Genomic DNA, 22,254 nt, shown 5'->3' with positions numbered 1-22,254 from the left:
GGGAAGCAAGGAACGTCCTGCTTCCCCCGGCCCCACCAGGGATCGCTTCCGGACACGCCTCTCCCGCGGCCTCCGCGGCCTGCTATCCCGACGCCATCGATGTGCAATGTCCCCCTCGGATGATGTGAGCGCGTTCCACCCCGGTGGGGTCCGCATCAAGGGGCGGGGCACGCGGATCCGCCGCGCCGCCGAGGACACCGAGTCTTGCGATCAGGGACGGCAGCCATGCAGCAGGCAGAGCCCAGGGACCAGGAGAAGCCGGACGCTTCCGGCCCGGACGGGGGAAGAGACCCGGTGTGGGGCAGTCGACCCCGCCTTCGGCACGACGTTCTGTTCGCCGACACCGGTTCGGGGGTGCTACTTCGGCACGCCGACGCCAGCTTCGTCGTCAAGGGACGAGGGGCGTACCGGTTCTTCTCGGCGCTGGCCCCCTACTTCACGGGGAAGGTCACCGTCGAGGAGTTGGCCGAGGCGATCCCGGAACAGCAGCGACCGATGCTGCTCAGCCTCGTCGGCACCCTGCTCGAACGCGGTTTCGCCCGTGATTCCCGGCTCTCTCCCGAGGGGGCGCTCGCCCCGGAGATCCAGGCCGGGTTCCAGCGTCAGATCGACTACGTCGAGCACTACGTCGACGGGGCGGTCGAGCGGTTCGCCCGATTCCGCGATCTGCGCGTCCTCGTGGCGGGGGACGGTCCGCTCACCGGTTGGGCCGCACTCGGGCTGCTCCGCAATGGTGCGGCGAGCGTGGACATGGCCGATGGCGGCGGGATCACAGACGAGCTCCTCGACGAGGCCGACCGTCTGAAGGGGGACGGCTGTCCGGTCGAGCTGCGTGACGCGGACCTGTCCCTGGCCACGGTGACCGGTGCGAATCTGTCCGAATACGACCTGGTCCTCGTGACCGCGGACGAGCGATCCCTGGCACACGTGTGGCGCCTGTGCGCGGACGCCGACGCGCCGCCCCTGCTTCCCGCGGTACTGCTCGGCGAGCACGCGGTGGTCGGCCCGCTCAACGCGCACGGAACGGACTCCTGCTGGAACTGCTTCCTCCTTCGGTACACCGAAGCGGCGGACGCCGAGGTGTCGGCACGGATCTGGCGCCGTTTCCAGGTCGACGGTGGACAGCCCGCGAGTACCCGGATCCACGAGCCACAGACGGCGATGATCGGTAACGCGCTGGCCTTCGAGGCCTTCCGCTGGGCGACGGGGGTCCTGGCGGGCGAAACGCTCGAAGCGGCCCTGGTCCAGGACCTGCGCACCCTCGACAGCGCCTCGGAAAGAGTGTTGCCGCACCCGTCCTGCCCCGCCCCTCACGAGGCCGGTCCCCCGGCCGTCGCCCCGCCGATCGGTCTCGACGCCGAACCGGAGGACGACGATTCCGTGAGCGAGGCGTACCAGGCCGCCGAGGCCTTGGTCGGCGCACGCCTGGGCATCATCCAGGAGTACCTGGACCTGGATCTGACGCAGTCCCCCCTGAAGGTGAGCAGGCTCGGCTTCGTCGGGCAGGAGGGGAACGGTTCGAGGATCGCGCGCGCGGACGTTCACACCACCCTGCGGGCCCGGCTGCGGACGATGCGCGCCGCCGCCCTGAGATACGTCAGGACCAACGCCACCGTCACCGGGGACCCGGGCCGACCGGACGTGGGCCGGATCGGCACGGCGACCGGTGTGCCCGGATCGAAGGCCGAGGGGCCGCTCGCGCGCGGTCATTGCCTGATCGACGGTGTGGTCCGGGAGGTCCCCCTGGCCGCGGTCCACCCCTTCTCCGCGTTCAACTCCGAAGGACTCTTCGAGCGGACGGTCGCGGGTGAGGGAGCGGGCTCCACGGCCGCATACGCGATCAACGCCGCCCTGTTCAGCGCGGGTGCCTTCGACGCTCTGCGGGAGGCGGCCTCGGGCCGCCCGGTCACGCGGATCGACCCGTCCGATCCACCTGTCGGAAGCGAGCTGGAGTTCCTGACCGGCGTCGCCGCGACGATGGGAACGGAGGTGGAGCTGCTCCGGCTGACAGGCTCCGTTCCCACCGTCGTCGCCCGCCGTGTGGACAGTGCGGACTGGGCCCTGGGCTTCGGCGTCTCCACGACCGAGGCCGTGACCGCCGCGCTGCGCGACCTGGTCGCCCTCGAACAACTGACGGAGAACGGTGTTCCGGCGGAGGAGGCGACCGACACGTGGCTGGAGGGCTTCGACCCGCGCTCCCTCGTCCTCGACTCCGACCCCGGCTCCGACGCCTCGACGGAACGGCCGGACGACGTCCGCACCACGGCCGACCAGGTACGCGAAGACCTCGCCGGGGACGGACGGAAGGCCGTCGCCGTCCAGACCGGCACCTCGGACCTGGCGCGCTGCGGTGTCCACACGGCCAAGGTGTTGTTCACCGAGCCTGACGGGAACGCATGAACGGGGAAAGGGCCGGAGCGGAGCCGTTGGAACAGGCACGGGTCCGGCTGGAGGAGGCCCTGGGAGGGCAGGGGTCGCTCGCCATCGCCGTGCGCACGCTGGGTGAACAGGACCTGCTGTGGAACCCGTCCGCGCGTTGGTGGGAAGGCCTCGACCCGGATTCCCCCCTGCTCCCCCTTCTCCTGAACGACCGATACGTGCTCATCGGACCGGTCCGGCGGGATCCGGCCCTGGCCCCCGGATGCCTCGTGTGCCTGGCTCGCCGTTGGCAGCAGCTGCGCCCGGACGAGTACCGGGACACGTTGGAGAAGGGGTCCAGGATGCGGGCGCACAGCCCGTCGCCCTACCTGACCGGGTTCGCGATCGACACCGTGTGCTCCCTCGCTCGGACGTTGACGTCCGCTCCCTTCCTGGACGAGACCGACGACAGCGGTAACCGGTATGTCTACCGCCTGGACCTGGCGGACCTGCGGATCGACCGTCACCCGTTGGTCCCCGACTCGCAATGCCCGGCCTGCGCGACCCGGCTCCCCGATGGTCCCGAGCACACCGTGGCGGAACTGCGGCCGCGCGCCAAGAGCTCCACCGACGCGATGCGGGTGCGGTCCGTGTCCGAGTACCGGATGTCGGAGACCGCCCTGGTCAACCCCGTGTGCGGAGCGCTCTCGGCCAAGGGGGTGCTGCGTTTGGAGAACACCACCACGGCTCCGGCGGTCGGATACGTGTCCGTGCGGGGACCGGGTTACCTGCACCCCTCCTACTGGGGCGGTCACGCCGACACCTACCGCGACAGCCTCCGCTTCGGGCTGCTGGAGGGATTGGAGCGGTCGGCGGGTCTGGCGCCGAGAAGGTACCGGCCCTCGGTCAGGGGCACCTATCGGGAGTTCGCGGCGGACGCGCTCGACCCACGTGAGCTGGGCACCTACGACCCCGTCTTCTACGAGCACAACCCCGAGTACCGGTCCTTCACCGAGGACACGCCGCTGACCTGGGTCTGGGGTCGTTCCTTGGGCGAACGGCGTCCGGTACTCGTCCCCGAGGTCTCGGTCTACTACCACGGGCTCGGGGAGGACCGGAAGATCGTCCAGGAGTGCTCCAACGGATGCGCCACCGGCGGTAGCGAGGAGGAGGCGATCCTGCACGGGCTCTTCGAACGCGTCGAACGGGACGCGTTCCTCCTCACCTGGTACGGGCGGTTCCCGGCGACCGAGATCGCGGCGGACAGTTGGCGGTCCCCGGACATCCGGTGGATGGTGCGCCGCCTGGCGTTGTACGGGTACCGGGCACGGTTCTTCGACGCCCGAACGGTCTTCGCGATCCCCGTCGTGATCGTCGTCGCCGAGCGTGCGGACGGCGGACCGGGAACCCTCTGCTTCGGTGCCGGGGCGAGCCTGGACCCGGAATCGGCGGCGAACTCGGCGCTACGTGAGGTGGCCTTCGAGGTTCCCAACGCCGAGGCCTACGCCACGCACTCCCGGGAACGGCTGCTCGACATGGCCGCCGACTTCAGGCTCGTACGGGAACTGGCGGACCATCCGAGGCTGTACGGACTCCCCGAGATGCGGGCCCACGCCGATCACCTCCTGGGACCCCATGGCGAAGAGCCCGGGCCGACCGTGCCCGCGGATCAGGTCTACCGGAAGTGGTACCGGGACCGTCCGCGTAACGACGATCTCACCGACGACCTGCGCTACTGCCGGAGCGAACTCGCCCGGTCGGGCGTCGACTGCGTGGTGGTGGACCAGACCTCCCCCGAACAACTTCGGAGCGGTGTGCACACGTTCTGTGTGCTGACGCCCGGACTTTTGCCCATCGACTTCGGCTGGGACCGACAGCGCGCGCTCCTCATGCCGAGGATCGGCCGGGTCGCACACGATCTCGGTTGGAGTCGATCCCGGGTCGACGAGGTCTTGGCCGCCGCCGTCCCCCATCCGTTCCCGTGAACCGCCCGGAGGAGCCTGCCATGACAGCCGTGGACACCTACATCGACGCCATCGTGCGTCGAGCGAGGGAACCGATGGAGCCACGGGGGTTCGAACCCGACTGGGGCGACCAGCCCCGCCGGCACAAGTACTACCCCGGGGCGGTGCGGCTTCCCCTGCCCCCGTCCTCCCCCCTGCCGGGGGACCTGGGCCAGGGCCTCGGCTCCGAGGGCGAAGGGGAGTGGACGCTGCCCCGGCTCTCCTCCCTGCTCCGTGACTCCTACGGCCTGACCGGAAGACGCCTCGCCGTGCACGGCAACCCCGATCTGCGCGGGATGCCGTGGTTCCCATCGGCCACCTGGTCGCGGGGGGTGGCCTCGGGGGGAGGCCTCTATCCGCTGGAGGTCTACTGGGTCAGCGGGCCCTCCGGACCGCTGCCGCCCGGGATCCACAACTACAGCACGTCGCACCACTCCATGCAGAGGCTCCTCGCGGGCGACGTCACCCCCCACGTGCGTGCGGCGCTGCCCCGGGACGCCCAGGACACGGACCAGTACCTGTTGATCAGCGTCAAGTTCTGGAAGAACTCCTTCAAGTACAACAGCTTCTGCTATCACGCGGTCACCATGGACGTGGGTACGTTGCTCGGTACGTGGAGCATCGCGGCCCGGGCCGCCGGTCTCTCCCTCAAGCCCCGTTTCTGGTTCGACGAGCCCGCCTTGAACGAACTCTTGGGGTTGGACTCCGGCGACGAGAGCGTGCTCGCCGTCGTCCCCCTGTCCTGGCCGGGGAGCGACCCGCGACCCGCGGCGGAGCCCGTGGGCCGGCCCACGGTGAAGATCACCGAGTCGGAACGCTCACGCGAGGTCGTCCGGTTCTCCCAGGTGCTCGATGTCCACCGGGAGATCCTCGGTTCCTCCCGGGAGGAACCCGACGAGGCCGGTCTCGCGAAAGCCCGCGCCCTCCCGGCCCCCGCCGCGACGTCCCGCCGCCTGCCTCCTCCGGCCCCGCTCGACGTTCCCGTCACGACCACGCTGCGGGAACGGCGCAGCGGTTTCGGGAGGTTCAGCGCGGAGCGGCCGCTGGCCCAGCGGGACCTCTCGGCGATCCTGACGGCGGCGGGCGACGCGTCGACACTGCTCAACGACACGGGCCTCACCCGGGTCTCGGTGTTCGCCAACCATGTCGCCGACCTGCCCGCGGGGAGCTACGACTTCGCCATGGGGGAGGGCGAACTGCGGTCCGTGCAGGAGCACAGCGTGGCCGAGTTCCTCCAGCGCAACTACTTCCTGAACAACTACAACCTTGAGCAGTGCGCCGCCGTGGTCACGGTGGTCGCCCGCCCCGCGGCGGTGACCGGAGTGGTCGGTCCCCGGGGCTATCGCCTGGTCAACGCCGAGGTCGGCGCGGTCACACAGAGCGTGTACCTGGCGTGCGCCGCGCTCGGCGTCGGCTGCGGCGCCGCCCTCGGTTTCGACAACGTCTCGTACCGGGAGGAATTGCGGATCACCGACGAGACGGAGTGGCCCCTGCTGATCCTCATGATCGGCCATGAACGCGGTGGGCAACCCGAGTTCGTGTACCGAAATGTCTGAAGCAACCGACGGTGGAGACACGATGACCGAGAATGCGACGGTGGCGCCGGCACGTCCCCTGCCCGACGACGGCTGGATCAGTACGGACGTGTTCATGCTCAGGGTCGGCGGGCTGCCGTGGTCGGCGGTGCGGCCGCTCGCCTGTGACACGACCGCCGAGTGGGCGGACGCGATCCTGGCACGGGAGTCCGGGCTGAAGGACCGTGCCCGGGGGATCAGCGACACGCTCGAACCCCTGGTGACCGAGTACGACAACGAGACACGCCGGGTCCTGCTGTCCCTTCGCAGGGACATCTTCAACTTTCGGGTGCCCCGGGGGCGGGCCCGGCTCACCCCGGTCATGGAGCGTCTGCCCGAGGACGTGCGACGGGCGGTCGGCGACTGGATCGAGGAACGGGAGGAACTGGAACGGCGGCGGGCCGAGGGGAGGACCCTCCTCTCGAACGAACTGGCGGAACAACGTTCCTATCTGCGAGAGCTCGCGGACGACCCCAGGCTCCGCCACGGGCTCCTGCTCGCCTCCCCCTCGTTGGAGCGGTACCTGCCGGCCTACCTCGACGCCGCTCCCGGAGCCCTCTCCAAACGTGCGCGCAAGATCGAGCGTTCACTCCTGGAGTACGTGTTCCGTACGGCCTGCAAGACCAGCCCCTTCAGCACCCTGACCACAGTGGCGACAGGAACGTTCGAACCCCTGGCGGGCGTACCGCTGGGTGCGGACCCGCGCGGACTGGCCGGACACAGCCACGTCAGGGTGAACATGGCCGCGCTCGGCAGGATCGCCTCCTCCATCGCCGAGGACTGGGAACGCCTCACCGACCTGCCCGTGGCCCTGTCCTCGGGACACAGCCTGGACCGCGAACGCATCCGTTACGTGCGCAGGACCAAGCTCAGCGGTGACGCCGAGGACCCCGCCGTCTTCGAGTCGCTGCGCGAAGAGCTCTTCTTCATCTCCAACAGCGGGCTGCTCAACGAGATCATGGCCCTTTTGGCGGACGAACCCGGTATGAGGCTGGGTGAACTCCAGGACAGGCTGGCCGACGTCGGGGGACGAGAGCCCGAGGAACTACGGACCTACCTGCGGGCCCTGATCAGGCTGAGCCTGCTGACCCTGCCGAGCCTGGACATCGACATCCACAGCGATGACCCGCTTCGGACCTTCCGCGACGGCCTGGCCGTACTCGACCGTCCCTGGTCGGACACCCTCGTGACGGAACTCGACCGGACCGCCACGCTCGCCGACACCTACCCCGAAGCGGGGACCACCGAGCGCCGCGAACTGCGCGACGCCGTCCACGCCACCCTGAACAGGGCGTTGAAGTCGCTCGTCCCGGAAGCGGCGGAGCTTCCCCCGGGGGTCCTCTACGAGGACGTCTCCCTGCCCGACCTGGACGTCCGCGCGGACAAGGAACTCTGGGACGACACACTCCTGCACGATCTCCAAGGGCTGACGGGGATCCTGCCGCTGTTCGACATGCTGCTCCCGCACCGACTCATCCTGTTGGGCTTCTTCCGCGCCCGCTACGGCGAGAGCGGGACCTGTGACGACGTCCTGAAGTTCGTCCACGAGTTCCACCTGGACATCTACGACCAGTACCTCCAGGCCGGCGGCCGGCGCAAGGACTTCGACGAGCAGGGTGAGTACGTCCCCCTGGACAACTGGCTGCGCATGCCGGAGATCGACGCCCTCAACGATGCCCGGGTCGAGCTGATCGGCCGTATGCGCGAGGCGTACTCGGCGCTTCCCGACCCCGAGGAAGAGCTCGTACTCGGAGACGACTTCATGACGGCCGTGGCCGAGAAGCTGCCCCCGGCGGTCCAACAGCTCGACTCGCGCAGTTTCTTCCTCCAGGTCGCCCAGCAGGGTGACCGGGCGCTGGGAGTGGTCAACCGTTCCTACAGCGGCCTGACCCTGCTGTACTCGCGCTTCCTGCACTGCTTCCAGCACACGCGGGAACCGGCCCTGGTCGACGAACTCCGCGAGACCCTGCTGCGGGTGTGCCCCGAGGACGCCGTCCTCGCCGAACTGACGGGCGGGTACGACAGCACCAACCTCAACCTGCACCCGGCCGTCACCGAGTTCGAGATCGTCTGCCCCGGCGAGTCCAGTTCACGCCCCGAGGCGGAGTGCATCCGGGTCGAGGAACTCCAGATCCGACACAGTCCCGATAAGGGGCTGCACCTGTACTGCCCCCGGATCGATCGCACCGTGATCCCGGTCTACCTGGGCTTCCTCATGCCCTTGGCCCTCCCCGAGGTGCAGAGGGCACTGCTGCTGTTCTCTCCCACGGCGATGGCTCCGCTGGACCTGTGGCAGGGCACCGACAAACCGCTGGGGGACTCGCCGATCGGCGGCCATCCCCGAGTGCGCTACCGCGACCTCGTGTTGGCGAGGCACACCTGGAAGATGACGCCCTCGCACCTGCCTCGCAGGGAGAAGGGCCAGGACGAGGCCGACTGGTTCCTGTCCTGGCAGCGCTGGCGCCGGGAGAACGGGCTTCCCCGGAGAGTGTTCGCCGCCGTCGACACGCTGCTGGGCGACCGGAAGGACGGCGCGGAGGAGGCCGGGGCGACCCATCCGACCAAACCCCAGTACGTGGACTTCGACAACTACTTCTCGTTGCAGTCGCTGGACCACATGGCGACCAGGGCGGAGCGGCGCGTGGTGATGACGGAGATGCTTCCCGCCCCCGACGAGCTGTGGCTCCAAGGGGAGGACGGCGCGTACGTCACCGAGCAGACGGTGGAGATCACCAGGACCCCCAGGGCCGGGTCCGACCGACGAGAAGGCGAGGCGTGAGTGATGAGACCGACCGACGGTGGCGCCGACTGGATGGCCATCCACATCTTCTACGCGGCGGACTCCCGTCCCGTTCTGACGGAGTGCGTCCGCCCCTTGATCCACGACCTTCGTGAGCGCGACCTCCTGGAACGCTTCTTCTTCATCAACTACTGGCTGGAAGGGCAGCACGTACGGTTCCGCGTCAAACCCCGCAGGCCCGAGCTGGCCGAGGAGGTGCGTCGCACCGTGGAGGAGGCCATCACGGCCTACCTGAAACGACGGCCGGCGCTCTACGACTACGACTCCGAGTTCCTGCTCGAAATGTACGAGGACATGTTCCGGCTGGAGTACTCCGAGGAGGAGCGGGTCGAACGCTACGGCAGCGACGGCCCCATGCCGCTCCGAGAGAACAACTCCTACGCCTACCTTCCCTACGAGCCGGAGTACGCCAAGTACGGGGGGCCGCGGGGCATCGAGCTCGCCGAGTGGCACTTCGAGCATTCGAGCGACCTGGTGTTGAGCATCCTGGACCAGGCGAACACACACTTGCGCACGGTCCTGCTCGGTATCTCCTCCCAGTTGATGATGGTCATGGGGACCGCGTTCCTGCCCGACCACACGGACCTGCGGTCCTTCTACCGCGGCTACCACGAGTTCTGGCAGCACGCCTTCAAGATCACCGACCTGGCGAGCGTCGACAAATACGAGGAGAACTTCGGCCACATGTCGGAGCGGCTGTCCCAGCGCTTCTTCGACATCGAGGCCGCGGTGAGCGGAGACGACTCCGCCCGGCTGAGTTCCTTCGCCCGGGCGTGGGCGGAGCACTGCCGGGAACTGCGCGCACGCGTCGTCGACCTCGCGAAGAAGGGCGACCTGCTCTTCCCCACGTGGGACCCCGAACGGCTCCGCCACTCGCGCACGGACGAGCGCTTCGAGCCGGTGACCGACCCCGACGTGGCGCTGCGCATCCTGCTTTCGCCCTATATGCACATGACCAACAACCGACTGGGCGCGACCATCGTCGACGAGGCCTACCTGTCCTACCTGCTCGAACGGGTGGTCGCGGACCGGGAGAGCACCGCGGAGTCGACACCGTGAGCTTCTCCGAGACGGACGCCGCCGCCGCGCGCCCGCGCATCCGCGACGACCTCGTGGTGGGGCCCGCCCTGCTGCGAGGGGCCGGATACGCGCACGTCATCAAGGACCCGCTGTCGGGGCGGTTGATGACGGTGGGCGAGCGTGAACACTTCATCATCTCCCGGCTGGACGGCGATCACAGCATCGCCGACATCTCCTCCGAGTACAGGGCCGAGTTCGGTCGCGTACTCGATGACCGGGCGTGGGGCGGCATCATGGGGACGCTGGCCGGGCGGCGTTTCCTGGAGGGCATGGCCCCCGACGAGCGGACCCCGTCCGCCATCACTCGGGAGCCGGCCTCGCTGTTGCGGGTTCGGCTGCCCCTCTTCCGTCCCGACGAGCGGTTGGGGAGGCTGGCCGAACGGGTGTCCCCGGTGTTCTCGCCGGGGTTCACCCTCACCGCGATGGTCCTGGTCACCGCCACCCTGGTGGTGATCGTGTGGAACCTGCCGTCGCTGGTGGGGGCCGCCGCCGGGGTGTGGGAACGTCCGTGGACGGGCGTCGTCGCGCTGCTGATCCTGTGGGGTGTCGTCGCCCTGCACGAGGTGGGACACGGCCTCACCGCGAAGCACTTCGGGGCCAGGGTGGGAGAGATCGGGATCCAATGGCGGTTCCCGCTCATCGCCCCCTACTGCTCGGTCGAGGAGATCCAACTCCTGCCCGGTAGGCATCGGGTCCACATCGCCTTCGCGGGGGTCTTCGTCAGCCTCCTCACACTGCCACTGGTGGTGCCCTTCTGGCTGGCGGCTCCCGAGGGCGGCGCCGCGCACACGCTCACTTCGATGCTGTTGCTCTTCGGGACCGCCGCGGCACTGGCCAACTTCGTACCGTTCCTGCGCCTGGACGGCTACGCGATGTTGAACCACGCCCTGGGCACGGAGAACCTCGCACGGGATTCCGCCGCCCACGTGGCCGCTTCGCTGAGGGACTTCCTGAGTCGCGGGACCCCGGCGCCCCGGCCGCCCCGATGGGCCCGAAACGTCTACACCGCCTACGCCGTGCTCGCGGCGATCTTCTACACGGCACTGGCGTCGCTGGTGCTGTGGTGGTGGTTCGCGCTGTTGGAGCACCTCTATGGGGCGGTGGCGGCGGCACTGATCCTCATCGTCACGGCCGTGCTGGTCACCGTCGTCTACCGAATCGTCGCGGTACGACGGCGGAATCGGATCGCGAACAAGGAGAGAACATGATGGAAGAGACCGGCGACGCAGCGGTCGCCGTGGCCGTACAAGGGCTTTCCAAGGCCTACGGGGGCAAGAAGGTCGTGGACGACGTGTCGTTCACCGTCCACGAGGGGGAGTTCTTCGGACTTCTCGGCCCCAACGGCGCGGGCAAGACCACGACGCTGGAGATGATCGAGGGCCTGCGTCGGTCCGACAGTGGTTCGGTGTCGCTCCTGGGGTCGTCCCCCTGGCCGAGGAACACCGCGCTGCTGACGAGGATCGGCGTGCAGCTCCAGTCCTCGGCCTTCTTCGAACGTCTGACGGCACGTGAGCAACTGTCCACCTTCGGAGCCCTCTACGGGGCCGGGGTGGGCCGGACCGACGAGCTGCTCGCCCTCGTCGGGCTCACCGATCACGCGGGGGTCCGGGAGGACAAGCTCTCCGGTGGCCAGCGACAGAGGCTGTCGATCGCCTGCGCCCTGGTGCACGACCCCGAGGTCCTGTTCCTGGACGAACCGACGGCCTCCCTGGATCCCCAAGCGCGGCGCAACCTGTGGGACGTCCTGCGCGGGATCAAGGAACAAGGCAAGACGATCGTCTACACCACCCACTACATCGAGGAAGCCGAGCGCCTGTGCGACAGGATCGCGATCCTCGACGGCGGTCGTGTGATCGCGATGGACACACCGTCCGAACTCGTCAGCGCCCTGGGACGGCCGACGAGCATGGAACTGCCCGTGAGCGTGATCGGTCCCGACGACGTCCGGGGGCTCCCCGGTGTCGAGGAGGTGACGGAGGAGGACGGCCGAGTGCGTTTCAGCGCCGCTGACCCGGGGCCCCTCATGCGGGCCCTCACCGAGAGGGGGATCGCCGGATCCCTCCAAATCCGTGCCGCCTCATTGGAAGACGTCTTCCTCGAACTCACCGGAAGGGAGTACCGGTCATGATCGCCTTCCAGCAGATCTCCTTGGCCGTCACCAAGGGCTTCGTCAGGGACCGCGCGTCCCTCTTCTTCGCGTTCGTCCTGCCCCTCTTCTTCCTGGTGCTGTTCGGCGTCCTCTTCAGGGACATGGAGGGCGGACAGGGCACCCTGGAGCCGATTCAGTACATCGCGCCGGGCATCCTCTCCTTCGGTATCGCCATGTCCGCGGTCTTCGCCTCCGCGCTGACCCTGGTCAACTGGCGGCAGAACGGCCTGCTCCGGCGTCTCCAGTTGGCTCCCGTGAACCCGCAATCCATCCTGATGTCGCGGTTCGCGGTGACGGTGGTCGTGGCCGTCATCCAGGCGGCCCTCTTCCTCGCCGTGGCGTTCCTGCCGTTCTTCGGACTGCGCCTGGAGAGCGGCTGGTGGATGGCCACACCGCTCTTCCTCCTCGGCGTGCTCTCCTTCTTCTCCCTGGGCATCCTCATCGGTGCGGTCTTCCGCACCGAGCAGGCGGCCTCCGCGGCCTGCAACCTGGTGGTACTTCCGCTCGGCTTCCTCTCCGGGACCTTCTTCCCCCTGGACTTCGCGCCTTCCTGGATGGACACGCTGTCGCTGGCCAGCCCCTTGAGACACATGAACGACGGAATGCTGGCGCTCCTGGTCCGCGGGGAGGGGCCGGAGGCGCTCCTCGGCCCTTGCGCCGCGCTCCTGTTGTTCACGGTGGTGACGGCGGGTCTCGCGGGTTTCTTCTTCAGCAAGGGGGAGAAGTGAGCGCCCGATGACGAGGCAATACCGCTGCCAGGAGAGTGCAAGCACCGATCGCCATGCTCGTCAGTGGGTCCGTGACTCCGCCACGGACGACGAGCAGAGGAGAAGCGCTCTATGAGCAGAACCACCGCGTTGTCCAACCTCCAGGGAGAACTCGAACTCCTGGAGTCGGAGACCTTCGAGGTCCTCGACCTGGTGGAGGCCCGCGAGGAGATGTTGGGCAGCACCACGTCCACCACGAGTTGCTGCTCCAGCTGCTCCAGCAGCAGCTGCTCCAGCACCAGCTGCGCGGGCGGCTGACCCGGAAAAGCAGTCCATGATCCACCCCTTTTCGACCCCCCACAGAGAATGAAGAGAAGAGCGACCATGAACAACACGTTCACCTCCCTGCGTCACGAGCTGGAGCAGCTGGAGTCGGAGACCTTCGAGGTCCTCGACTTCGCGGACTCCCCCGAAGAGATGCTCTCGGGCACCACCTCCACCAGCAGCACCAGCACCTGCAGCAGCTGCACCAGCTGCACCAGCACGGCGAGCAGCTGCGCCTAGGGACCGTTCTCGGATGCCTTCGGTCGGCCGGCGCCCCGCGTCGGCCGACGCGGGACACCGGCCACACGAGGAGTAGGTGCACACATGGGATCGGCCGCGCACGAGAGCGGGACACTGCTTCAGGACGGACTGAACCGGTATTGGTCCGCGGAGGGGCGTCCCGAGGCCCTGCGTCCGAGGGTCCGTCTGCTCGGAATGGTCGACGCGACGGAGGCGGGCATCGGGAGCGACGGCCCCGGGATCTTCCTCACCCCCCGTTCCGCCCTGATCGGTCCGGTGGGCGCCGGAGAGCACGGACCTTGCGTGAACTGTCTCGCCTCCCGTTGGCAGAGGATCCGGCCTCCCGCGGAGCGGGAGGTCCTGGAATCCGGAGGAAGCTTCTTCGGAGGTTTCTCCGCGCCCTACCTCACCGACTTCATGATCGACGCCGTCCACCACCTGTACACGAAGGTGATCGGCGGGGAACGGCCCACCGTCGGAAACCCCCGGAGCGCCGAGGTGGTCGAACTCTCCCTGGCCTCCCTCGCCGTGCGGTCCTTCCCCCTGCTCGCCGACTCCGGATGTCCGCGTTGCGCGCGTCCCGTGCCGGCCACGGCCGAGTACGGGCTCGCCCCCCTGGTCCCGCGCCGCAAGCCGGATCCCGACGGCTTTCGACTCCGTTCCGCGGAGGACCACGACACGGACACCGCCGTCTTCGCCAACCCCGTGTGCGGGGTCCTGGGAGACGGCGTACACCTCGACCTCACCTCCCCGACGATGGCGCCCGCGACCGGGAACATGCGGGTCTCCGCCGGAGGGCGACTCCTTGAGGTGGGTTGGTCGGGGCAGACCGACTCCTACCGGAAGAGTCGCTTCTCCGCGGCCTTCGAAGGCCTCGAACGGCACGCGGGTACCCAGCAGAGACGGCACCGGGAACTGGTGGTCGGGAGCTACCGAGAGTTCACCGAGCAGGGGACGCACGTGCTGGACCCGCGAGAGTGCGGGACCTACGAAGACGCCCTCTACGCCGGATCCGATCGTTTGATCCCCTTCGACCCCGACCGGGAGATGACCTGGGTCTGGGGCAGGTCCCTCCGTGACGACCGTCCGATCCTGGTCCCCGAGCAGCTCGTCTACTACGTCCGGGACGGTTCCCCCGGAGCGTTCGTGGACGAGTGCTCCAACGGTTGCGCGGTCGGCGGTGTCCCGGAGGAAGCGATCCTGCACGCCCTCCTCGAACTGATGGAGAGGGACGCCTTCGTACTCGGTTGGTACGGGGCCGTGCCGCTGCGGGAGATCGACGTCGACTCGCTGCGTTCACCACGGACACGTCACATGGTGGACCGCATCCGCCTGCACGGATACGACGTCCGACTCTTCGACAACAGGATCGACCTGCCGTTCCCGGTGGTCAACGCGGTGGGTGTCCGACGGGACGGTGGGCTGGGAAACCTCTGCTTCGCCGCAGGATCGGCCATGGACCCCGAAGGCGCCGTCCACTCCGCCCTGTCGGAGATCGCGACCTACATCCCCTCACTGGCCATGCGCGCCGACAAACGCGCTGGGGAACTGCGGGCGATGGCGGACGACCACCGCCTGGTGCGGGAACTCAAGGACCACCCCTTGTTGTTCGCGCTCCCCGAGATGGCTCCCGCGGCGGACTTCCTGCTCGCGAACGCTCGTCCCGAGCCCATCGAGGACCTGTACCGCGAGTGGGAGGTAGAGCGTCCGCGCACCATGGACCTGCTGGAGGACCTGCGATTCTGCGTGTCGGTGATGGAGAAGGCGGGTTTCGACGTGATCGCCGTCGACCAGACGTCGCCGGAACAGGAATCCGTCGGTCTCTCCAACGTCTGTGTGATCGCCCCCGGTCTGGCCCCCATCGACTTCGGATGGGGCAAGCAGCGGGTCCTGACGATGCCGCGATTCCACGATCTCCTGGAGCGCGAGGTGAGGCGGGGACGGGCCGGGGCGCCCAACCCCGTTCCGCACCCCTTCCCCTGATCCGTGGACACTATTTCCGGCGACGTGTCGCCGTCACGACGAAAGCGGGGATCCCCCAGAAACCACAGAACGCCGCCCAGCCGAGCAGCCCCAGAGGGTAGCCCATGACCAGCGCGGGGACGCCCCAGATGACGAACGTGACCGCGGCGAATATCCCCCAGATGGCGATCGGATTGATGCCGGATTTCTCCTGGGCCGAAACGGGGACTTCCCCTGTCCGTTCCACGGGGGCGGGAAGATCGTCGATCAGGGTTCGCAGCTCCCCGTGAGTCTTGGCGCTGAAGGCGGCGCCGACTCTCCTCTCATGTTCCTCCTGGTCCAGTCGTCCTTCCGCGAAGGCGGTGCGCAGAGAGACCGCGGTCTCCTCCCGGTCCTGGTCCGAGGCACGCTGCCGCTGGTCCGGAATGTTCTTTGGCACGTATCATCCCCCTTTTCATTTTCCATTGGTCACCGATACTTCGGTGAGTCTGTCCACAGTATGGGCGGCTATACCCTTCAACAGGCGGAGCACTCCGAGGCGCCCGTTCCCGCAGTGGTATATCAGGGAGGCGTTGTACAGCTCCCCCAACGCCCGGTCGAATTCGTGCGGTGTCCCCGAGAAATCCGCGAACAGTTCCGCCACCGGCCGGCCCGGGGGGTTCGTCGACGCCAGTTCCAGGAAGATCCGCCGAGCCGACTCGCTCACGTCCTCGTAGCACCGGTACAGCTGCTCACGCAGGGAGAACTCCGACTCCGACGCGGCCGAGAGCTGGTCGAGGGGAGAGGACTCCAACAGGGTGGCGAACTGCGACAGGGACAGGTGCGGAGTGGACAGGTACTTCGCACCGGCCAGACGAAGCGCTCCGGGCAGGCCGCCGCAGACGTCACAGATCCGTTGCAGGACCTCGTGCGACTCCCCCTCCGCGTCCTCCCCGATGATCCGGGTGAGCAGCTGTACCGAATGGTGCCGACTCAGTGGGGGGACGACGTGCGAGCGGGCCCCGTGGAAGGCGAGCAGTCGGGGAAGGGCGTTGCGACTCGTGACGATCACGCGCGATTCGGGGGAGCGGGGGAGGTAGGGGAGGCATTCGACGGAGTTTCTGGCACCGTCGACGACGACGAGGCACGGCCGGTCCACCAGGGTGGACCGCCAAGAACGCAGGAGTCGTGCCTCCTGGTCCCCCGCATCGGTTCGGACGGGCGGTTCCACCCCGGCCTGGAGGAGGAGATCGTGCAGGACCTCCTCCCCGCACCGGGGAGCGCCGTCGGGGCGGAGGAGGTGTACGACGTGGACGCCCCCGGCGAATTCGTCCTTGCACTGCTTCGCGGCCTGGAACGCGATCTCCGACTTCCCCGCCGTGGGCGGGCCGGAGACGACCACGATCGGAGTGTCGGAGTCCTTGATCCCGTCCACCAAGGCCTCGGTGATCTCGCCCCTGCCGAGGAAGTCCTGGGACAACGGCAGGTGAGGTGTCGCCCGGTAGGCCTTCGGTCCGTACGGAGGTTCCTTGCCGGGGCCGATGGCGGGAGGGGCGAGTCGAGCCCCGCGGACGAGACCGTTCCGCTCCGGTTCGAACTCGGCTTGTCCGAGCACCTCCATGTGGAGGCGCTGCAGGCTCGCGCGGGGCTCGATCCCGAGTTCGTCCGCCAGGTAGGTGTGGACCTTGCGGTACTCGTTCAGGGCCTCAGTGGTTCGACCGATCCGATGGAGCGTCTCGATGAGCTGCTCCCAGTAGCGCTCACGTTCGGGTCGGTGCGTGATGGCCTGACGGATCTGGGGGGCCAGACCATCGACGTCTCCCAATGAGAGGTCGATGCTGAAACGGCGCTCCAACACGTCGAACCACTGGTCGTTCAGCCTGGGGGTCTCCTCCCGGTGCAGCATGTCCGACGGAATGTTGGACAGCGCGGGGCCCTTCCACAGCTTCTCCGCCCGTTGAAGGGCCGAGCGTTCGTTCTCCAACGCCCCGGAGGAACGGTGGTGGGCGGCCTTGTCGAGGAGGCGCCGGAACATCAGGAGGTCGAGGGCGTCGCTGTTGGGAGGGAAGCTGACGCGGTACCCACGCGACATGGTGTCGATCGGATCGGCCTCGTCATCGTACTTACGGAGCAGTCGCCGTAGCCGGAGGATGTACGTCGGCAGGGTCACGTCGGCGTTGGGCGGAGGATGCTCACCCCACAGTGCGTACTTCAAGTACTCCAGGGACACGAAGGAATTGCACTTGAGGAGGAGGCTGACGAGGATCGCACTCGGCTTGGTAGAGGGAAGAACGGTGTCCTCGCCGTCCGAGACGATGGTGGCGGGACCGAGTATCTCGAATCTGTACTTCATTCTGAGGTGGCACCGTGCCTTGTGAGTGTGGGGGATTCCTGTCTTCGCTTCCCGTGCGCACAGAAATTTGTTGTGTGGATGGCATCAAGAGGAAACCATCGCCAGGCTCGCGCCTGTCGAATACAGATTTTTTCGGGTGTTCAGTTTATTGTAAGTTTCGGTTACTTTCCGTGTGCCCCTCGTGGGCTGTGGAAAGGATCGATCGCGCTGGTGGGGCACCGGGGATCTTATCCACTCTGCCCATTTTTAACCTTGTATCTCCGGATGGGGCGCTCGTCATGGGATCGAGGTGGATCTCCTTTGGAAATAGTCCTGGGTGCCTTTTCTGTGACGGTGTGTGATTTTGAGTGTGAAGGTATTCGCTTTCGCTTTCGCTTTCCTTTGGGTACGACTCGGGGGCGGAGCGGCTGAGTCGCCCCGCCCCCGAAGGTCCGTCAGCAGGCGCCTCGGCCCTCGGTCGTGTCGCACAGGCCCCGGCCGTCGGTCCACGAAAGGGCGTCGCGGGCGTTGCCGCCGAACGGGCGGGTGACCGTCACGTCCACCCCGTGCCCCGAGTCCTGCGCCAACCACACCCGGACCTCGTTGTCGCCGGCCCTGAGCACGTAGAACGGGTGCGGGACCGGGGATTGCCCGCTGCCCGGGTTCGCCCACCAATCCGCGCCCTGCGCGTTGGCCACGTTCACGAACAGGCAGTCGTACGAAGAGCCCTCATAGGAGCAGGTCCGCGCCTCGCCGCCGCCGTACCGGTCCACCGTCGGCTCCGCGCCGATCCCGTCGTTGTACGCGCGCCAGTAGACGGTGTCGCAGTCTCCGGCGGAACAGGCGTTCCAGTCGGACCACGCCGTCGCCCGCGCGGCCGGCGCGGCCGACCCGCCGTTGATGGCGCCGCAGTACTTGTCCACGATGTAGGGCACCACGAAGTCGGACACCCACACCGAGTCGATGGCCTCACCGGCGGTGTTGTCGGTGCCCAGCCCGGCCGAGTCCATCTGCCACAGGCCCACACCCGGGTTGAAGAACAGGCCGTCACGCCCGGCCGGGTCGTACAGGCCGGACTGGTTGTCGTATCGGGAGAGGGTCATCGGTGAGGGCGGCGACGAGGAACCGCCGGAGACCTCGGGCCAGACCGGCGCCAACGCCAACGCGGTGGCCTCTTGGGTGGAGATGGCGCAGGACGCACCGGCCGCCGCGCTCTCGGCGGCGCTCTGGGCCGCGGCCAGGGGCTCGGCGCCGAAGGTCAGCGGGCCGGAAGGGACGGACACGGCGTCGAGCTTGTCTTCCAAAGCCTGCCGGTCGGCGGCTTCGCGTTCGGCGGGGGTGTCCGCGGGTGTGGGAACGAATTCGGTGTCGGCCATGGCGACCTGGGGCGTGAGCGCGAGGAGCGCCACTGCGGCCAGGCCGCTCAGGGCACGTCTGAACAAGGGGGAGTTCATAGGGAGTCCACCTCTGGAGCGGGGATGAGGGGAGCGGTTGGCTACCGACGGGTCACTGTCAGTAAGTTTCTATTTGATTGTCTATTTCGCAGGAAAGTTACATCGGTTCCGGCGTTCGGACAAGACCCCTCGCCGCGTCCCTTCTGAGCGGTCGGTCTGCCTCCGGGAGACTCCTATCCTCTGAAGTGCACCGACCCCGGACCCTGGAGAACGCACGATGCTGGAGATGCTGCCCGGACTCACCCAGATCTACGAAGGGTGGGCGCAGCACTACCCGGACGTGCGTCCGCTGACGGTCCAGTTCCCCGGGGGCGGGTCCGACCTGGGGATCGACGGCGTGCTCGCCTACCCGATGGAAGGGCACTGGCTGCTGGTGACCTTCGGTCTCACCGAGCTGGGGGAGAAGACCAGCGAGGAGAAGCGGGTCTCCGGCGCCGGGTTCGAGTTCTCCTGCCGCATCCCGCGCGAGGGCGGCGACGAGACCGTACCCGCGTGGGCCCTCCGTGTCCTGCACGCCCTGGCCGAGCAGTACGTCGCCGGAGCGCAGCTGGACGTCGGCCACTGGATCATCACCCGCTCCCCGCTCGGCGGCGAGGAGTCCAACGGCGACATGACCTCGCTCGCGATCGTGCCCGACGCCGACATGAGGATCCTGGACACCGACAACGGTCTGGTGCTGTTCTTCCAGGTCGTGGGGCTCAAGGCGGAGGAAGCGGAGTACGCCCAGGAAGCCGACACCGTCGCGCCGATCATCGCCCTGCTGCGCGACCGCGACCCGAAGATGCTCACCGACCCGAACCGCGAGACCATCCGCCTCTGACCTTCGACGGGGTTCTTCCGGGCGAGACCGGGAGGTCGACCCGCGTACGCCCGCCCGTCACCCGGGCGGGCGATCATGGCGACCTCCCCGTCCCCTGTCCGAAGGTCGTCCGTGCGTTCTCCCGTGCCCACCGAAGGCCACCGGCCGGAGATCGACGGGCTCCGCGCGATCGCCGTCCTCCTCGTCGCCGCCTACCACATCTGGTTCGGCCGGGTCTCCGGCGGCGTGGACGTCTTCCTGCTGATCACCGGCTTCCTCATCACCGGTTCCCTGGTGCGGGCGGCCGGACGCGACCGGATCCGCTACGGGGCCTTCCTCGCGCGTCTGGCCACCCGGCTGGTCCCCACCGCCGTCCTGGTGATCGCGGTGACCCTGGTCGCCACCCGGTTCCTTCTCCCGGAGACACGGTGGCGCGACACGGTCGCCGAAGGCGTCGCCTCGGCGCTCTACCACGAGAACTGGCACCTGGCGCTCGGGTCGGTCGACTACCTGGCCCGCGACGACGGCACCAGCCCCTTCCAACACTTCTGGTCGCTGTCGATCCAGGGACAGTTCTACCTCCTGTGGCCGCCGGTGATCGGCCTGGCCGTCTGGTGGGCGACCCGGCGAGGAACGGCCCCGCGACGGAGCCTCTTTGTCGCCCTGGGCACCGTGTTCACGGTCTCCCTGGCGTACTCGGTGTACATCACCCGAGCCGACCAGACGTGGGCCTACTTCGACACCGGTGCCCGGCTGTGGGAACTCGCCCTGGGCGGCCTGCTCGCGCTGCTCCTGCCGTACCTGAAGCCGCCGAAGACCCTCCGAATCCTCCTCGGCTGGGCCGGCCTGGCCGCCCTCGTCCTCTGCGGCGTCCTGCTCCAGGTGTCCACCGTCTTCCCCGGCTACGCGGCGCTGTGGCCGACCCTCGCGGCGGCCGCCATCGTCGTCGCCGGGACCACCGGTTCACGCTGGGGAGCGGACCGGCTGCTCACCCCACGACCGGTGCGCTACTTCGGCTCGATCTCCTACGCCCTGTACCTGTGGCACTGGCCGGTCCTGGCGTTCTACCTGGAGTTCACCGGCCGCACCCTGGCGAGCCCTCTCGGCGGCGCGGCGGTCCTCGCGGCGTCCGTGGCCCTGGCCGCCGCGACCACCCCTCTGGCCGACCGCGTCGCCACGTACGCCCGCGCCTCGCAGGTCCGTGTCTCGCAGGTCCGCGCCTCGCAGGTCCGTGGCCCGGCCCTCGCCCTAGCCTGCCTCCTGCCACTCCTCTTGACGACGACCGTGTGGACGACGCACATGGACGCCGAACAGCGCCGCATGGAGGAGCTCCTCGCCGACCCCCAGCGCTATCCGGGCGCCGCCGCGCTCGGCGCCGAGCACGGCGAGTACCCCGACCCCGTCCACCCCGCACCCGCCTCCGCCACCCAGGACACCCCCGTCACCTACGAGGACGGCTGCAACCAGACCATCGCCGGGACCGAGGCACTCGTCTGTGAGTACGGTGCCGAGCCCGAGGACGCCGACCGCACCATCGCCCTCGTCGGCGGCTCCCACGCCGCGCACTGGTTTCCCGCCCTCGAAGTCATCGCGCAGGAGCGGAACTGGCGGCTCGTCAACATCGTCAAGGGAGCCTGCCTGTTCACCGACACGCCCCAGCTCTACAAGGGCGAGCCGTACACCGAGTGCGCCGAGTGGAATCGCGAAGTGATGGCCGAGCTCGCCGAATCGCGGCCGGACGCGGTGTTCACCACCGGCACCACCACCAGCCTGGACACCACCGCCGGGTTCGGCGAAGAGGTCCTGGTGGAGGGCTACGTCGAGCGCTGGCGCGAGCTGGAGGACTTGGGCATCGAGGTCGTCGCGATCCGTGACACCCCACGCCTGGGCTTCGACGCCCCCGAATGCCTGGCCGGTGCCTCCCCCGAGGAATGCGCGGCGCCCCTCAGTGACTCGGTGGCCGAGGAGTCGCCGTTCAGCGACGTCGAGCTCCCGGACAACGTCGTCACCCTCGACCTCACCGACCTCATCTGCGAACCCGACCTGTGCAACCCGGTCGTCGGCAACGTGCTGGTCTATTGGGACGCGGGCCACATCACCGCCACCTACATGCGCACTATGGCCGCCGAATTGGGGTTGCGTCTCCTCGTCGCTACTGAGTGGCGAGCGGGGGCGTGGGTGCGTGGGTGTGTGGGTGTGCGGGCGCGTGGGTGAGGTTGGTGTGTAGGTGAGGTTGGTGCATGGTGCGCTTCGGGTGGGAGGTCTCGGCCTCAGGTGGAACGTCTCAAGCCGGAGCCCTACTGGTAGCCGGGCGTCTCACGGGTGTGTGGTGCGCATGGGGTGGGGGTTGATTGAGGTTCTCGGGCGTTCTATGGGTGTGTTGGTGGGGCGCCTGAGGTCGGGTTCCTTGGGGTTGTTGGGCGGGGTTGCGGTGGATTTCCCTCCTTCCCCGCCGCGTGATTGTTGCCGCCCGCACCGCACGCGTCAAGGCGA

General features: G+C 68.3%; 16 protein-coding genes. 13 read left to right on the top strand and 3 right to left on the bottom strand.

Annotation, left to right across the window (positions count from 1 at the left end; all coding sequences use genetic code 11):
* Window positions 1-225 precede the first annotated feature (225 nt).
* From BQ8420_RS08480 to BQ8420_RS08430, 11 genes are all read left to right on the top strand, one after another.
* Window positions 226-2,400 (top strand): TOMM precursor leader peptide-binding protein, encoded by a 2,175-nt coding sequence (locus tag BQ8420_RS08480; protein WP_087097281.1) that lies wholly within the window; start codon window positions 226-228, stop codon window positions 2,398-2,400.
* Window positions 2,397-4,343, top strand: coding sequence for a TOMM precursor leader peptide-binding protein (locus BQ8420_RS08475; RefSeq protein ID WP_087097280.1), 1,947 nt, complete (start codon window positions 2,397-2,399; stop codon window positions 4,341-4,343). Before BQ8420_RS08480 ends, BQ8420_RS08475 begins: the two co-directional genes overlap by 4 nt.
* Before the next feature lie 20 nt (window positions 4,344-4,363).
* A complete protein-coding gene (locus tag BQ8420_RS08470; protein ID WP_087097279.1) occupies window positions 4,364-5,917 on the top strand; it encodes a SagB family peptide dehydrogenase in 1,554 nt (517 codons plus the stop codon).
* Window positions 5,918-5,939: 22 nt separating this feature from the next.
* Window positions 5,940-8,714, top strand: coding sequence for a lantibiotic dehydratase (locus BQ8420_RS08465; RefSeq protein WP_087097278.1), 2,775 nt, complete (start codon window positions 5,940-5,942; stop codon window positions 8,712-8,714).
* A 3-nt stretch (window positions 8,715-8,717) separates the two neighbouring features.
* Window positions 8,718-9,794, top strand: coding sequence for a lantibiotic dehydratase C-terminal domain-containing protein (locus BQ8420_RS08460; RefSeq protein WP_087097343.1), 1,077 nt, complete (start codon window positions 8,718-8,720; stop codon window positions 9,792-9,794).
* Window positions 9,791-11,023 (top strand): hypothetical protein, encoded by a 1,233-nt coding sequence (locus tag BQ8420_RS08455; protein ID WP_087097277.1) that lies wholly within the window; start codon window positions 9,791-9,793, stop codon window positions 11,021-11,023. The genes BQ8420_RS08460 and BQ8420_RS08455 overlap by 4 nt, the downstream gene beginning before the upstream one ends.
* A complete protein-coding gene (locus BQ8420_RS08450) occupies window positions 11,020-11,943 on the top strand; it encodes an ABC transporter ATP-binding protein (RefSeq protein ID WP_087097276.1) in 924 nt (307 codons plus the stop codon). Before BQ8420_RS08455 ends, BQ8420_RS08450 begins: the two co-directional genes overlap by 4 nt.
* Complete coding sequence (locus BQ8420_RS08445) at window positions 11,940-12,692, top strand: ABC transporter permease (RefSeq protein ID WP_087097275.1); 753 nt, start codon at window positions 11,940-11,942, stop codon at window positions 12,690-12,692. The genes BQ8420_RS08450 and BQ8420_RS08445 overlap by 4 nt, the downstream gene beginning before the upstream one ends.
* A 111-nt stretch (window positions 12,693-12,803) precedes the next feature.
* Window positions 12,804-12,989 carry a lantibiotic protein gene (locus BQ8420_RS08440; RefSeq protein WP_087097274.1) on the top strand — a complete coding sequence of 62 codons (186 nt, stop codon included), beginning with the start codon at window positions 12,804-12,806 and terminating at the stop codon, window positions 12,987-12,989.
* Window positions 12,990-13,055: 66 nt separating this feature from the next.
* Window positions 13,056-13,235, top strand: a complete 180-nt coding sequence (locus tag BQ8420_RS08435; protein WP_087097273.1) for a thiazolylpeptide-type bacteriocin — start codon at window positions 13,056-13,058, stop codon at window positions 13,233-13,235.
* Between the two features lie 84 nt (window positions 13,236-13,319).
* Entirely contained in the window at window positions 13,320-15,218 is a 1,899-nt protein-coding gene (locus BQ8420_RS08430) for a TOMM precursor leader peptide-binding protein (protein WP_087097272.1), read from the top strand.
* 10 nt (window positions 15,219-15,228) lie between these two features.
* On the opposite strand, the gene BQ8420_RS08425 is transcribed toward BQ8420_RS08430, so the two are convergent.
* The 3 genes from BQ8420_RS08425 to BQ8420_RS08415 form a co-directional block, all read right to left on the bottom strand.
* Window positions 15,229-15,636, bottom strand: a complete 408-nt coding sequence (locus tag BQ8420_RS08425; RefSeq protein WP_087097271.1) for a DUF1707 domain-containing protein — start codon at window positions 15,634-15,636, stop codon at window positions 15,229-15,231.
* A 15-nt stretch (window positions 15,637-15,651) separates the two neighbouring features.
* The gene (locus BQ8420_RS08420) at window positions 15,652-17,529 is read right to left on the bottom strand and encodes a BTAD domain-containing putative transcriptional regulator (RefSeq protein WP_087097270.1); all 1,878 of its coding nucleotides are present in this window, start codon (window positions 17,527-17,529) and stop codon (window positions 15,652-15,654) included.
* 434 nt (window positions 17,530-17,963) lie between these two features.
* Window positions 17,964-18,962, bottom strand: coding sequence for a hypothetical protein (locus BQ8420_RS08415; RefSeq protein WP_087097269.1), 999 nt, complete (start codon window positions 18,960-18,962; stop codon window positions 17,964-17,966).
* Window positions 18,963-19,179: 217 nt separating this feature from the next.
* Between BQ8420_RS08415 and BQ8420_RS08410 the strand changes: the two genes are divergently transcribed.
* Both BQ8420_RS08410 and BQ8420_RS08405 read left to right on the top strand, forming a co-directional pair.
* Window positions 19,180-19,782: a suppressor of fused domain protein gene (locus BQ8420_RS08410; RefSeq protein ID WP_087097268.1), complete on the top strand. Its 603-nt coding sequence runs from the start codon at window positions 19,180-19,182 to the stop codon at window positions 19,780-19,782.
* Between the two features lie 75 nt (window positions 19,783-19,857).
* Window positions 19,858-21,975 (top strand): acyltransferase family protein, encoded by a 2,118-nt coding sequence (locus BQ8420_RS08405; RefSeq protein WP_087097267.1) that lies wholly within the window; start codon window positions 19,858-19,860, stop codon window positions 21,973-21,975.
* The last annotated feature ends 279 nt before the right edge of the window (window positions 21,976-22,254 follow it).

The sequence above is a fragment of the Nocardiopsis sp. JB363 genome, assembly GCF_900143625.1.
In the GTDB taxonomy this organism is placed as follows: domain Bacteria; phylum Actinomycetota; class Actinomycetes; order Streptosporangiales; family Streptosporangiaceae; genus Nocardiopsis.
The sequence above is the reverse complement of the archived record's forward strand: the minus strand, read 5'-3'. Positions and strand labels throughout refer to the sequence as shown.

Excerpts from the sequence above, each read along its gene's own strand:
- BQ8420_RS08450 (WP_087097276.1), top strand. The coding sequence starts at position 11,020 with ATGATGGAAGAGACCGGCGACGCAGCGGTCGCCGTGGCCGTACAAGGG.
- BQ8420_RS08445 (WP_087097275.1), top strand. The coding sequence starts at position 11,940 with ATGATCGCCTTCCAGCAGATCTCCTTGGCCGTCACCAAGGGCTTCGTC.
- BQ8420_RS08405 (WP_087097267.1), top strand. The coding sequence starts at position 19,858 with ATGGCGACCTCCCCGTCCCCTGTCCGAAGGTCGTCCGTGCGTTCTCCC.
- BQ8420_RS08465 (WP_087097278.1), top strand. The coding sequence starts at position 5,940 with ATGACCGAGAATGCGACGGTGGCGCCGGCACGTCCCCTGCCCGACGAC.
- BQ8420_RS08410 (WP_087097268.1), top strand. The coding sequence starts at position 19,180 with ATGCTGGAGATGCTGCCCGGACTCACCCAGATCTACGAAGGGTGGGCG.
- BQ8420_RS08420 (WP_087097270.1), bottom strand. The coding sequence starts at position 17,529 with ATGAAGTACAGATTCGAGATACTCGGTCCCGCCACCATCGTCTCGGAC.
- BQ8420_RS08475 (WP_087097280.1), top strand. The coding sequence starts at position 2,397 with ATGAACGGGGAAAGGGCCGGAGCGGAGCCGTTGGAACAGGCACGGGTC.
- BQ8420_RS08430 (WP_087097272.1), top strand. The coding sequence starts at position 13,320 with ATGGGATCGGCCGCGCACGAGAGCGGGACACTGCTTCAGGACGGACTG.
- BQ8420_RS08435 (WP_087097273.1), top strand. The coding sequence starts at position 13,056 with ATGAACAACACGTTCACCTCCCTGCGTCACGAGCTGGAGCAGCTGGAG.
- BQ8420_RS08440 (WP_087097274.1), top strand. The coding sequence starts at position 12,804 with ATGAGCAGAACCACCGCGTTGTCCAACCTCCAGGGAGAACTCGAACTC.
- BQ8420_RS08480 (WP_087097281.1), top strand. The coding sequence starts at position 226 with ATGCAGCAGGCAGAGCCCAGGGACCAGGAGAAGCCGGACGCTTCCGGC.
- BQ8420_RS08460 (WP_087097343.1), top strand. The coding sequence starts at position 8,718 with ATGAGACCGACCGACGGTGGCGCCGACTGGATGGCCATCCACATCTTC.
- BQ8420_RS08415 (WP_087097269.1), bottom strand. The coding sequence starts at position 18,962 with ATGAACTCCCCCTTGTTCAGACGTGCCCTGAGCGGCCTGGCCGCAGTG.
- BQ8420_RS08470 (WP_087097279.1), top strand. The coding sequence starts at position 4,364 with ATGACAGCCGTGGACACCTACATCGACGCCATCGTGCGTCGAGCGAGG.